This window comes from Streptomyces platensis, assembly GCF_008704855.1.
Lineage (GTDB): Bacteria > Actinomycetota > Actinomycetes > Streptomycetales > Streptomycetaceae > Streptomyces > Streptomyces platensis.
In genome coordinates, this window is sequence record NZ_CP023691.1 from 4012437 (window position 1) to 4024502 (window position 12066).

The 12066-nt window shown below is 72.6% G+C and carries 12 protein-coding genes; all 12 read right to left on the minus strand.

Translation table 11 applies throughout. The annotated features are described in order from the left end of the window. Nucleotides 1-104: 104 nt before the first annotated feature. The gene (locus CP981_RS17635; protein ID WP_085924430.1) at nt 105-497 is read right to left on the minus strand and encodes a YccF domain-containing protein; all 393 of its coding nucleotides are present in this window, start codon (nt 495-497) and stop codon (nt 105-107) included. A 138-nt stretch (nt 498-635) separates the two neighbouring features. Next, nucleotides 636-1499, minus strand: a complete 864-nt coding sequence (gene htpX, locus CP981_RS17640; RefSeq protein ID WP_085924429.1) for a zinc metalloprotease HtpX — start codon at nt 1497-1499, stop codon at nt 636-638. A 238-nt stretch (nt 1500-1737) separates the two neighbouring features. Then, nucleotides 1738-3279, minus strand: a complete 1542-nt coding sequence (locus tag CP981_RS17645; protein ID WP_085924428.1) for an NADH-quinone oxidoreductase subunit N — start codon at nt 3277-3279, stop codon at nt 1738-1740. After that, on the minus strand, nt 3279-4949 hold the full coding sequence (locus CP981_RS17650; protein WP_085924427.1) for a complex I subunit 4 family protein: 1671 nt from the start codon (nt 4947-4949) through the stop codon (nt 3279-3281). Before CP981_RS17650 ends, CP981_RS17645 begins: the two co-directional genes overlap by 1 nt. A 161-nt stretch (nt 4950-5110) precedes the next feature. Beyond that, complete coding sequence (locus CP981_RS17655; RefSeq protein WP_085924426.1) at nt 5111-7153, minus strand: NADH-quinone oxidoreductase subunit 5 family protein; 2043 nt, start codon at nt 7151-7153, stop codon at nt 5111-5113. Beyond that, nucleotides 7150-7512, minus strand: a complete 363-nt coding sequence (nuoK, locus tag CP981_RS17660) for an NADH-quinone oxidoreductase subunit NuoK (RefSeq protein WP_042155798.1) — start codon at nt 7510-7512, stop codon at nt 7150-7152. Before nuoK ends, CP981_RS17655 begins: the two co-directional genes overlap by 4 nt. Beyond that, the gene (locus CP981_RS17665) at nt 7512-8126 is read right to left on the minus strand and encodes an NADH-quinone oxidoreductase subunit J family protein (protein WP_085924425.1); all 615 of its coding nucleotides are present in this window, start codon (nt 8124-8126) and stop codon (nt 7512-7514) included. Before CP981_RS17665 ends, nuoK begins: the two co-directional genes overlap by 1 nt. Next, a complete protein-coding gene (locus CP981_RS17670) occupies nt 8123-8725 on the minus strand; it encodes a NuoI/complex I 23 kDa subunit family protein (protein ID WP_085924424.1) in 603 nt (200 codons plus the stop codon). The genes CP981_RS17665 and CP981_RS17670 overlap by 4 nt, the downstream gene beginning before the upstream one ends. After that, nucleotides 8722-9690, minus strand: a complete 969-nt coding sequence (locus CP981_RS17675; protein ID WP_085924423.1) for a complex I subunit 1/NuoH family protein — start codon at nt 9688-9690, stop codon at nt 8722-8724. The genes CP981_RS17670 and CP981_RS17675 overlap by 4 nt, the downstream gene beginning before the upstream one ends. Continuing rightward, nucleotides 9687-11039 (minus strand): NADH-quinone oxidoreductase subunit C, encoded by a 1353-nt coding sequence (locus CP981_RS17680; protein ID WP_208852946.1) that lies wholly within the window; start codon nt 11037-11039, stop codon nt 9687-9689. The genes CP981_RS17675 and CP981_RS17680 overlap by 4 nt, the downstream gene beginning before the upstream one ends. Next, nucleotides 11036-11674: an NADH-quinone oxidoreductase subunit B gene (locus CP981_RS17685; protein WP_085924422.1), complete on the minus strand. Its 639-nt coding sequence runs from the start codon at nt 11672-11674 to the stop codon at nt 11036-11038. The genes CP981_RS17680 and CP981_RS17685 overlap by 4 nt, the downstream gene beginning before the upstream one ends. Further along, nucleotides 11665-12066, minus strand: coding sequence for an NADH-quinone oxidoreductase subunit A (locus tag CP981_RS17690; RefSeq protein ID WP_176740708.1), 402 nt, complete (start codon nt 12064-12066; stop codon nt 11665-11667). The genes CP981_RS17685 and CP981_RS17690 overlap by 10 nt, the downstream gene beginning before the upstream one ends.

Below are 12066 nucleotides of genomic sequence, written 5' to 3' on the forward strand. Positions count from 1 at the left end.
CGCCCCACCGGTGTATCGGGCGGGGAACCGAGCGGTCCTGTGGGGCGGCGGGCCCCTCGGGGGCTCGTACGGGCCGAGGGTGAGGGGCCGGGTGGGGCGGGCGGTCAGCGCGTCGCGAAGGGCTCGTCCGTGGGGACGATGTCGCGGCCCAGCGGCATCAGGGAGATCGGGATCAGCTTGAAGTTGGCGATGCCGAACGGGATGCCGATGATCGTCACGCACAGGGCGAGGCCGGTGACGATGTGCCCCAGGGCCAGCCACCAGCCCGCGAAGATGATCCAGATGACGTTGCCGATCGCCGAGCCGGCACCGGCGTCATGGCGCACCACGGTCGTCCGGCCGAAGGGCCACAGGGTGTAGCCGGCGATCCGGAAGGACGCGATGCCGAACGGGATGGTGACGATGAGGATGCAGCAGATGATGCCCGCGAGCACATAGCCGAGCGCCATCCAGAAGCCGCTGAGGACCAGCCAGAGGATGTTGAGGATGAACTTCATGATCAGCAGCCTTCCACGGGCACGGCGGAGAACGTAACTGCCGGGCAAGACGCCCTGGGCCGGGTGAAGCGTTGCGTTGCGTTCATCATGCGGCGGGCGGCACGCGGCGGCCACCGTTCCCCCGGTGCCCGTGGTCCGTCAGGAGCGGGGGCCCGCCATCCGTTCCAGACGGGCGATGCGCTCGCGCATCGGGGGGTGGGTGGAGAAGAGCCGGGTCATGCCCTCGCCCGCCCGGAACGGATTGGCGATCATCATGTGGCCGGCGGTCTCCAGCCTCGGCTCGGGCGGCAGCGGAAGCTGCCGGGTGCCCGTCTCCAGCTTGCGCAGGGCGGAGGCCAGGGCCAGCGGGTCGCCCGTGAGCTGGGCGCCCGAGGCGTCCGCCTGGTACTCACGGGAGCGGCTGACGGCGAGCTGGACGATCCCGGCCGCGACCGGCCCGAGGATCATGATCAGCAGCATGCCCAGGAGGCCGGGGCCCTCGTCGTCGTCGGAACGGCCCAGGGGAATCAGCCAGGCGAAGTTGACGAGGAACATCACGACGGAGGCCAGTGCGCCCGCGACCGAGGAGATGAGGATGTCGCGGTTGTAGACATGGCTGAGCTCATGGCCGATGACGCCGCGCAGCTCACGTTCGTCGAGCAGCTGGAGAATGCCGTCGGTGCAGCAGACCGCGGCGTTGCGGGGGTTGCGGCCGGTGGCGAAGGCGTTGGGCGCCTGGGTCGGGGAGATGTACAGGCGCGGCATGGGCCGGCGGGCCGTGGTGGAGAGCTCGCGGACCATGCGGTAGAGCTGTGGGGCCTCGAACTCGCTGACCGGGCGGGCGCGCATGGCCCGCAGGGCGAGCTTGTCGCTGTTCCAGTACGCGTAGGCGTTGGTGCCCAGGGCGGCGACGACGGCGATGATCAGGCCCGTACGGCCGAACAGGCTGCCGATGACGATGATGAGGGCGGACAGTCCCCCGAGGAGTACGGCGGTCCTGAGCCCGTTGTGCCGGCGGTGCACGGTACGCCCTCCAAGCGGTGCGGCAGGGGAACCCTGTGCTGCGTTCTCCACGCTCCAGTGGATCCTTACTCACTGGTCAACGCGAGATGAACGAGCCTGGTTCCCCGGTGCGCGCATGGCGGGCCGGGCGGGGCACGGAGTGGCGCCCGGTGGAGCCCGCCGCCGTACGGGCGGTCTGGGGGCCGCTCCGTGCCGCCGGGAGCGGGCCGGAGCGGGCGGGTATCCGCCGGCCGGCCGGTTAGAGCAGCGCCCCGGAGGCGAAGCGCAGGACGAGCTGCGGGGCGCCGGAGAGCACGATGCCGAGGACGGTGGCGAGGGCGATGGCGGTGGCGAGGGCGGCCGGGATCCCGGCGCGGGTCGGCTGCTGCTCCGCCGGGGCGGTCGCGGGCGCGGCCTCGGTCGCCCCGGTTCCCCGGAAGAGGACCGTGGTCCACTTCAGGTAGTAGTAGAGCGCGATCACGACATTGATCGCCATGATCACCGCGAGCCAGGCCAGGCCCGCGTCGACGGCCACGGAGAAGACCGTGACCTTGGCGAACAGGCCGATGATGCCCGGCGGCAGGCCGGCCAGGCACAGCAGGAAGAAGCCCAGGGCGAGCGCGGCCAGCGGGCGGCGGGCGTACAGGCCCCGGTAGTCGATGATGCGGTTGGCGGGGCTCGTACGGGCCACCAGGGCGGCGACGGCGAAGGCGCCGAGGTTCACGGCCGCGTACATCAGGGCGTAGGCGACGGTGGAGCCGATGGCGTGCGCCGGGTCGCTGGTGTAGCCGGCCGCCGCGATCGGCACCAGGAGGTAGCCGGCCTGACCGACCGACGACCAGGCGAGCAGGCGGACGGCGCTGCGCGCGCGGCGGGCGTCCTGGCGGACGGCCGCGACATTGCCGACGGTCATGGTGAGGGCGGCGAGGACGGCCAGCGCCGGGCCCCAGACGTCCGCGTACGACGGGAAGCCCTGGACCGTCACGAGGATCAGGCCGGAGAAGCCGACGGCCTTGCCGACCACGGAGAGGTAGCCGGCGATGGGCAGCGGTGCGCCGACGTAGGTGTCCGGCACCCAGAAGTGGAACGGGGCGGCGGCCGTCTTGAAGGCGAAGCCGACGAGGGTGAGCGCGGCGCCGGCGCTCGCCAGAGTGGCCAGCCGCGGGTCGGGCAGCGCGGTCAGCGCGTGCGCCACCTGGGAGAGGTGCAGGCTGCCGGTGGCCGCGTACAGGAAGCTCACGCCGAGCAGCATCACCGCGGTGGCGGCCACCGAGGACAGGAAGAACTTCAGCGCCGCCTCGGAGGAGAGCCGGTCGCCGCGCCGCAGCCCGACGAGGGCGAAGGCGGGCAGCGAGGCCACTTCGAGGGCGATGACGAGGGTGGCGAGGTCCCGGGAGGCGGGCAGCAGGGCGGCGCCGGCCGCCGAGGAGAGCAGCAGGAACCAGTACTCGCCGGTGGGCAGGCCCTGGTCCTTGACGGTGTCGATGGACAGCAGGGCGGTCAGCAGCGCCCCGCCGAGCACCAGGAACTGGATGACCAGGGCGAACGGGTCGGCCACATAGCTGCACACGTCGGGGTGGGCGGGCAGGCAGAAGGTGCGGCGGCCGCCGCCCAGGAGCGGCAGCAGGAGCAGCGCGGAGGCCGCGAGCCCTGCCGTGGCCATCCAGCCCAGCAGCGGCTTGCGGGCCGCCGGGAGGAAGAGGTCGGCGACGAGCACCACCAGGGCGACGGCCGCGGTGAGCGTGGGCGGCGCGAGGGCGAGCCAGTCGACGGACTGGACCAGGGGCGTGATCGAACTCATCACTTACCGCCTCCGAGGAGCTGCTGGACGGCCGGGTCGGTGAGGCCGAGGAGGGCCGCGGGCCACAGTCCGGCAAGGACGGTGAGGACGGCGAGGGGGGACCAGGCCGCGTATTCGTAGCGCGCGATGTCGGGGACGGCGGGGGCCGGTGCGGGCTGTCCGGACGGGTCCTCGCCGGCCGGGTCGGCGCTGCCGAGCGGGGCGGTCGGGGCGAGGTGCGGGGTGCCGCCCATGCAGACGCGGCGGACGACGAGCAGCAGGTAGGCGGCGGTCAGCAGGGTGCCGAGGCCGGCCAGCACCATGAACGTCAGGAAGGCCGGGCGGCTGAGGCCGGCGGCCGGCTGGAAGGCGCCGAACATGGCCAGCATCTCGCCCCAGAACCCGGCGAGTCCGGGGAGGCCCAGGGAGGCGACGGCGCCGAAGGCGAGCAGACCGCCGAAGCGGGGCGCCTTGCCGTAGAGGGCGGCACCGGTGGTCCCGGCCAGAGCGTCGAGGTCGGTGGTTCCGGTGCGGTCCTTCAGGGCGCCGACCATGAAGAAGAGCAGGCCGGTGATCAGGCCGTGCGCGATGTTGGCGAACAGCGCGCCGTTGACGCCGGTGGGGGTCATGCTGGCGATGCCGAGCAGGACGAAGCCCATGTGGCCGACGGAGCTGTAGGCGATCAGACGCTTGAGGTCGCCCTTGGCGCCCTTGCGGACCAGGGCGAGGCAGGCGAGCGAGCCGTAGATGATGCCGACGGCGGCCAGCGCGGCGAGGTACGGCGCGAAGGTCTGCATGCCCTCGGGCGTGATGGGCAGCGCGATCCGCACGAAGCCGTAGGTGCCCATCTTCAGCAGCACACCGGCCAGCAGCACCGAGCCGACGGTGGGGGCGGCGGTGTGCGCGTCGGGCAGCCAGCTGTGCAGCGGCCACATCGGGGACTTGACGGCCAGTCCGATTCCGACCGCGAGCACCGCCAGCAGCTGAACGGTGTGGCTGAGCCGGTCTTTCGGCCCGTTGTCAGTGGCGAGTGCCACCATGTCGAACGTGCCGGATTTCACGCCGATGAGGAGGAGGCCGAGCAGCATCACGACGGAGCCGAGCAGCGTGTAGAGGATGAACTTCCAGGCCGCCGCCTGCTTTCCCGCCCCGCCCCAGCGGGCGATGAGGAAGTACATCGGGATGAGGACCATCTCGAAGGCGAGGAAGAAGAGCATCAGGTCGAGGACGGCGAAGGTGGCGAGGGTGCCGCCCTCAAGAGTGAGCAGCAGGGCCACAAATGCCTTGGGAGACGGGCCCGTCGGCATGTGGAAGTAGGAGTAGAGCGCGCAGAGGAAGGTCAGCAGCGCGGTCAGGACGACAAGGGGGAGCGAGATGCCGTCGACGCCGAGGTGGATGCGGATGTCGAGCGCCGGGATCCAGCTGATGTCGGTGGTGGCCTGCATACGGGCCGGCTGGTCGTGGTCGAAGCCGATCGCCAGCGCGATCGAGGCGGCGAGCACGACACCGGTGACGGTCACGCCGTGGCGCAGTACGGCCTGGTCGGGGTTCTTGCCGCGCAGGCCGGGGGGTAGGGGCAGCGCGGAGCGCTTCGTGCCGGGGTGGTGGTCGGGCGACGGGCGTGACGGGAACAGGGCGGCGAGCGCGCCGGCGAGGGGGAGGACGACGACGGCCGCGAGGAGAAGCTGCATAGCGGTGTGATTCACGGGTCAGGCCCTCCTGCGGGGTTCGGCTCCGGCGAGGCAGGCCACGAAGGCTGTCGGCTGGGGGTGCGGGGGTCGGCCCCCGTGGGGGTGCGGGGGTCGGCCCCCGTGGGGGTGCGGGGGTCGGCCCCCGGGGGATGGCAGCACGGTCAGGCCCCCGTGCCCGTGGCGACGAGGACGGCGGCGACGGCCAGGACGAGTGAGCCCGCGAGCAGGGCGCCGAGGTAGGTCTGCACGTTCCCGGTCTGGGCGCGGCGGACGGCGGCGCCCAGCCACCGGGGGGTGGCGGCGGCACCGCGGACGTAGGTGTCGACGACCTCGCGGTCCAGGAAGCGGACGAGCGTGGCGGCGGCGCGTACGGGCCGGACGAACAGGGCGGAGTAGACGGCGTCGAGGTGGAAGCCGACGGCGGCGTGGGGCTGGAGCGGGCCGAGGAGGAGGCGGCCGGGGTCGGCCGGGTCCGGGGCGCCGGCGATGCTGCCGTAGACCGGCGTGTGGGTGGCGATGGCCGTCTCCTCGGCGAGCCCGGGCGGGGCGTCCGGGTCGGTGACGACCGCGCCGATCGGGGTGCGGGCGGCCAGGGCGGTGGTGTGGCGCCAGGCCGCGTAGGTGACCAGGCCGCCGACGAGGGCGACACCGGTGCCCAGGACGGAGGTGGTCAGGGTCGGGGCGAGCGAGCGCCCGTCGAACCAGCCGGGCAGGAGGGGGGCGGCGAGGCCGAGCGCGACGGTCGGGAGGAAGAGCACCCACAGCACGGCGTTCATGGCGACCGGCTGCGGGCCGTGGTCGGGGGCTTCGACGCCCGTGCCCTTGAAGGCCAGCAGCCACAGCCGGGTGGCGTAGGCCGCGGTGAGGAGGGCGGTGAGCAGTCCGGAGACCAGGACGGTCCAGCCGGCCGCGCCGGGGATGCCGTGCGCCGCACCGGTGGCGGCGTGCTCGGCGGCGCCCAGGACGGCTTCCTTGGAGAAGAAGCCGGCGAACGGGGGGATCGCGGCGAGCGCGAGCAGGCCGACGGTGACGGTCCAGTAGGCGTCCGGGATGCGCCGGGCCAGGCCGCTCATCCGGGACATGGCGGCCAGCGAGTTGGTGCCCGCGGCGTGGATGATCACGCCCGCGCCGAGGAAGAGGAGGGCCTTGAACGCACCGTGCGAGATGAGGTGGAAGACGGCGGCGCCGCGGTCGCCGACGGCCAGCGCGCCGAGCATGTAGCCGAGCTGCCCGACCGTCGAATAGGCCAGGACGCGCTTGATGTCGTCCTGGGCCAGTGCGGCCAGACCGGAGCCGACCATGGTGATCGCGGCCATGACGGCCATCACCACCAGCGCGGCCGCGGAGGCGGCGAAGACGGGGAGGAGACGGGCCACGACATAGATACCGGCCGCCACCATCGTCGCGGCGTGGATCAGCGCCGAGACGGGCGTCGGACCGGCCATCGCGTCCGGAAGCCAGGTGTGCAGCGGGAACTGCGCCGACTTGCCCGCGACACCGGCGAGCAGCAGCAGCGCGATCAGCGTCGGATGGTCCAGGCCGCCACTGGCGACGGTGCCGAGGATGCCGGTGATGCGGAAGGTCCCGGCGTCGGCGGCCAGCGCGAAGATGCCGAAGAGGAAGGGGACATCACCGAGCTTGGTGACGAGGAAGGCCTTGAGGGAGGCAGCGCGGGCGGCCTCGGTCTCCCAGTAGTGGCCGACGAGGAAGTAGGAGCAGATGCCCATGACTTCCCAGCCGACCAGCAGCAGCATCAGGTCGCCGGTGTAGACGACCAGCAGCATCGCGGAGGTGAAGAGCGAGACCAGCGCGGCGTAGGAGGGGTAGCGCGGATCGTCGCGCAGATAGGCGGTGGAGTAGATCTGCACACAGGACGCCACGATCCCCACCAGGACGGCGAGCAGCGCGGCGAAGCCGTCGATGTGCAGGGCCAGGTCGATGGGGATCGAGCCGGTCGGGGTGAGCCGGGTGGCGATATCGGTGGCCGGGCCCCCGTCCTGTCCGATGGCGACGGTCACCGCGAGCGCGGCCGCGGCCAGCGTCGGCAGCACGGCCAGCGGCCGGACGAATCCGGGCGCATGCAGAACAGCGCGAAGCTCCTCGGGGCGGTGGCGGGAGACGGGTGGGCGGCCCAGGAGGAGGCCGGCGGCGGCCCCGAGGAAGGGCAGAAGGGGAACGAGAACGGCGGTGGTGGTGAGGGTCACGCGGCGGCCTCCGCCGTGGTGTCCGGCTGCGGGTCCCCGTCCCCGGCGCCCGCCTGCTCGGCGAGGTCACGGAGCCGGTCGATGTCGGAGCTGCCGCGGTTGCGGTAGACGAGCAGCACGATCGCCAGCCCGATGCCGATCTCGGCGGCGGCGATGGCGATGGTGAAGAGGGTGAGCGCCTGGCCGGTGTGCAGGGTGTCGCGCAGCCAGACGTCGAAGGCGACGAGGTTGAGGTTGACGGCGTTGAGCATCAGCTCGACGGACATCAGCACCAGGATCGCGTTGCGGCGGGCGAGCACGCCGTACAGCCCGGTGCAGAAGAGCAGGACGGCGAGGACGGCCGGGTAGACGAGATGCATCAGCGCTGCTCCTCTCGCGGGGCGGGGGCGCGGAAGGCGCCGGTCTTGAGGTCCGCCGCCGCGGCCCTGCCCTCCCCGGTCCTGCGGGACAGCACGATCGCCCCGACGAGCGCGGCGAGCAGCAGCACGGACAGCGCCTCGAAGGGCAGCACCCAGTACTGGAAGAGGCTGCGCCCGGAGGCTTCGGTGGAGCCCTGGGCGGCGCCCTCGAAGCTGATCCAGGTGGCCCGGAAGGCGTCCACGACGACCCAGACCAGGGCGGCGGCCGAGGCGAGGGCCACCGCGAGGGCGGCCCAGCGGTTGCCCGAATCGGCGTCCGGGGAGCGGCCGATGGGCGCCTTGGTGAGCATCAGCCCGAAGAGCAGCAGGACGACGACCGAACCGACGTAGATCAGCACCTGCACCCAGGCGATGAACTCGGCCGTGAGCAGGAGGTATTCGACGGCGATCCCGCCGAGGGCGACGACCAGCCAGAGGGCGGCGTGCACCAGCTGCCTGGTGGTGACGGTGATGACGGCCGCGCCGAGGGTGGCGATGCCGACGAGGACGAAGGCGACCTCCACGCCCGTGGGCGAGAGGAAGCCCTGGCCGGCTGCGGTGGCGGCGAGCGTCACTGTCCCTCCCCTGGGGTGTCCGGTCGGTCCTGGTCCGGCTCCGCCGCCGCGGCCCGGGCGGCCTCGGCTTCGGCCTGCTGCTGGGCGGCGAGCTTGTCCGCGGCCTTGTGGGCGGCGGCGAGCTCCTTGGGCTCCTCAGCCGCCGGGTCGAGCGCCGGGGGCTCGGGCACCGTCCACATCCACTCGCGGAGCTTGTCCCGCTCATGGGTCAGCTCACGGATGTCCGTCTCGGCGTACTCGAACTCCGGTGACCAGAAGAGCGCGTCGAAGGGGCAGACCTCGATGCAGATACCGCAGTACATGCACAGCGCGAAGTCGATCGCGAAGCGGTCCAGCACATTGCGGCTGCGCTCACGGCCTCCGGGGGCGGCCGGCGGCACCGTCTCCTTGTGGGAGTCGATATAGATGCACCAGTCCGGGCACTCGCGGGCGCACAGCATGCAGACCGTGCAGTTCTCCTCGAACAGCCCGATGACGCCGCGGGTACGGGGCGGGAGGTCGGGCTGGACGTCCGGGTACTGCGCGGTGACCGATCGTTTCGTCATCGTCCGCAGGGTGACGGCCAGCCCCTTGGCGAGGCCGGAACCGGGGAAGCTCATGACGAGATCACCACCTTGACGACGCCGGTGAGGGCGATCTGGGCGAGCGCGAGCGGGATGAGGACCGTCCACGCGAGCTTCTGCAGCTGGTCCTCGCGCAGCCGCGGGTAGGTCACCCGCAGCCAGATGACTCCGAAGGCGAGGAGCACGGTCTTCAGCAGGGTCCACAGCCAGCCGAGGCCGTCGGCCCCGAACGGGCCGTGCCAGCCGCCCAGGAAGAGGACGGCGGTCAGCGCGGAGAGAACGACGATGCCCGCGTACTCGGCGAGGAGGAAGAGGGCGAAGCGCAGGCCGGTGTACTCGGTGTACGCACCGAAGATGATCTCCGAGTCGGCGACCGGCATATCGAACGGCGGCCGCTGGAGCTCGGCGAGCCCCGCGGTGAAGAAGACCACGCCGCCGACGATCTGCCAGGGCACCCACCACCAGTGGAAGGCCTCGAGGATGCCGGGCAGGGAGAGCGTGCCGGCCGCCATCGCGACGGAGGCCGCGGCGAGCAGCATCGGCAGCTCGTACGCCAGCAGCTGCGCGGCCGTCCGCAGACCGCCGAGCAGCGAGAACTTGTTCGCCGAGGCCCAGCCCGCCATCAGCGAGCCGAGCACCCCGACGCCCATGACGGCGAGGACGAAGAAGATGCCCGCGTCCAGGTCCTGTCCGACGGCGTTGTGCGGCCCTATCGGGATGGCGACCAGGACCAGGAGGTACGGCAGCAGCGCTACGGCGGGCGCGAGCTGGAAGATCCGCCGGTCGGCACCGGCCGGCACGATGTCTTCCTTCTGCGCGAACTTCACACCGTCGGCGACGAGCTGCGCCCAGCCGTGGAACCCGCCCGCGTACATCGGCCCGAGCCGGCCCTGCATATGGGCCATGACCTTGTGCTCGGTCTGCCCGATGACCAGGGGGAAGACCAGAAACACGACAAAGACGGCGAGCAGACGCAGCGCGATGTCGAGAGCGTCGCTCATGGGGTGTCGCCTCCTGCCGGGTCCTGGGGGCTGGGGTCGGGCTCGGGGGTGGCGGCCGGTTCGGGCTCCGGCTCCGTAGTGGTGGCCGGTTCCGGCTTCTCTTCCGGCGCGTCCGGCTCGGCCGCCTTACGGGGCTCCGGCTTCGACTCGGAATCCGCTTCCGCCTTCGGCGCCGGCTCCGGCTTCCGTTCGGGTGCCGCCTTCGGCTCGTCCGGCTTCCGTTCCGGCTCGTCGAAGGCCGGACGGGCGTGGTGCCAGGGCGCGTCGGAGGAGGTCGGGGGCGCCGCTTCCGCAGGCTTCTCCGCGGCTGCTGCCGCCGCCGGCGCCGCCTCTGCCGCCGCGTCCGCCGCAGCCGTCTCCGCCGCCGCGCGCTGCTGGCCGGCCGACCCCTCGCTCACCGAACGGGTACGCCGTGCCGGGCGCTCGGGCCGCTCGGCACGCGCCGGGGCCGCCGGAGTTCCGGTCCCCTCCGCCGCCGCCTGCTGGCCGGCCGAACCCGCGGCCGCCGTACGGGTACGGCGTGCCGGACGCTCGCCCGCGGCTCCGCCGGCCGCCCGCGCGCCCCGCGCCGGACGTGCGGGCGCGGGCGGCAACTGGCCCTTCAGCGGGCCCCACTCGTTCGGGTCCGGTACGCCCGGGGGCAGCATCTGGCGCCGCTTGGGGCCGCCGTGCTCGGACTCGCCCGGCTCCTTGGCGCCGGGCCACGCCTTGGCGACCCGGGCCGCCAGCACGAAGTCCTTGCGCAGCGGGTGCCCTTCGAAGTTCTCCGGGAGCAGCAGCGGTTCGAGGTGCGGGTGGCCGGTGAAGTCGACCCCGAACATCTCGTGGGTCTCCCGCTCGTGCCAGCCCGCGCCCGCGTACACACCGACGGCGGTGGGCAGCGCGGCCGCGTCGTGCGGCACGGTCGTCCGCACGATCAGCCGGTGGACGGTACCGGGGTGCGTCACCTCCGCGAGGTGGGCGCAGATCCGGAAGCCGGTGCCGGGCTCATCGACCGCGCTCAGCCAGTCGAAGAAGCTGCACCCCAGGGTGTCGCGGGCGGCGGTCAGCGCGGTGAGCCAGCCGTCCACGGGGACGTCGACGGTCAGCAGGTCGTACGCCAGCTCCGCGGTGGCCCCGGGGCCGAAGATCTCGCTCGCGGGGCGCGGCAGCCAGCCGACGGCCGGCTCGGCCGGGGGCTGCTCGGGCTGCTCACCCGGGTCCGGCGCCGCCGACTGCTCGGGGGCCGCCGTCTGCCCGGCGGGCGTCGTCTGCCCGGCGGGCGTCGTCTGCCCGGCGGGCGTCGTCTGCCCGGAGGTCTCCGGCTGCTGCCCGGGGGTTTTCGGCTGCTGCTCGGGCTGCTCGCTCATCGGGGCTCCTCCCCCGCCGTCGTCGGCGCGGGCGGCGTGACGAGTCCGCTGCGCAGCGCGGCCGCCGAGGGCCGGGCCGCGCCGCCCTTCGCGTACCGCTCCCCCAGCGATTCGCGCGCGATCTTCTCCTGGAGCTTGAGGATGCCCTGGAGCAGCGCCTCCGGACGCGGCGGGCAGCCCGGGACGTACACGTCGACCGGGATGATCTGGTCGACGCCCTTGGTGACGGAGTACGAGTCCCAGTAGGGGCCACCGCAGTTGGAGCAGGCCCCGAAGGAGATGACGTACTTCGGCTCCGGCATCTGCTCGTAGAGCCGCTTCACCGCGGGCGCCATCTTGTCGGTGACGGTGCCGGAGACGACCATCAGGTCGGCCTGGCGGGGGCCGGGCGCGAACGGGATCACGCCGAGCCGGATGAAGTCGTGGCGCGCCATGGACGCGGCGATGAACTCGATGGCACAGCAGGCCAGGCCGAAATTGAAGACCCACAGGCTGTAGCGGCGGCCCCAGTTGAGGACCACCTTCATCGGTTCGGGCGCGAGCCGGGCGAGGGTGCCCAGGCGCCGCGGCTCCGGCAGGAACTCGGGGGCGGCGCCCGCGGCCGCGGCGCCGTTGGAGGCGGGGGTCACGTCCATTCCAGGACGCCCTTCTTCCATGCGTAGAGCAGGCCGACGGCGAGGAAGCCGAGGAAGATGAACATCTCCACCAGCGTCACGCCGCCGAAACCGGGGGCGGCGAAGATCGTTGCCCAGGGGAACAGGAAGATCGAGTCCACGGCGAAGATGACGTAGAGGAAGGCGTAGACGTAGTAGCGGACCTGGGTGTGCGCCCAGCCCTCACCGACCGGATCCACACCGCACTCATACGTCAGCAGCTTCTCCGGCGTCGGTACCACGGGCCGCAGCAGCCGCCCGGCACCGAACGCCACGGCGACGAAGAGCACACCGATCACGGCGATGAGCCCGACGACCGAGTAGCCCTGGAAGTAGTCCGCGGCGACGGTGGTGCGTACGGTCGCGTCCGGCAC

Bases quoted from the DNA above. Each gene is read 5' to 3' on its own strand.
- CP981_RS17635 (WP_085924430.1), bottom strand. From the start codon at position 497: ATGAAGTTCATCCTCAACATCCTCTGGCTGGTCCTCAGCGGCTTCTGG.
- CP981_RS17645 (WP_085924428.1), bottom strand. From the start codon at position 3,279: ATGAGTTCGATCACGCCCCTGGTCCAGTCCGTCGACTGGCTCGCCCTC.
- CP981_RS17650 (WP_085924427.1), bottom strand. From the start codon at position 4,949: ATGCAGCTTCTCCTCGCGGCCGTCGTCGTCCTCCCCCTCGCCGGCGCG.
- nuoK (WP_042155798.1), bottom strand. From the start codon at position 7,512: ATGCATCTCGTCTACCCGGCCGTCCTCGCCGTCCTGCTCTTCTGCACC.
- CP981_RS17670 (WP_085924424.1), bottom strand. From the start codon at position 8,725: ATGAGCTTCCCCGGTTCCGGCCTCGCCAAGGGGCTGGCCGTCACCCTG.
- CP981_RS17675 (WP_085924423.1), bottom strand. From the start codon at position 9,690: ATGAGCGACGCTCTCGACATCGCGCTGCGTCTGCTCGCCGTCTTTGTC.
- CP981_RS17680 (WP_208852946.1), bottom strand. From the start codon at position 11,039: ATGAGCGAGCAGCCCGAGCAGCAGCCGAAAACCCCCGGGCAGCAGCCG.
- CP981_RS17685 (WP_085924422.1), bottom strand. From the start codon at position 11,674: ATGGACGTGACCCCCGCCTCCAACGGCGCCGCGGCCGCGGGCGCCGCC.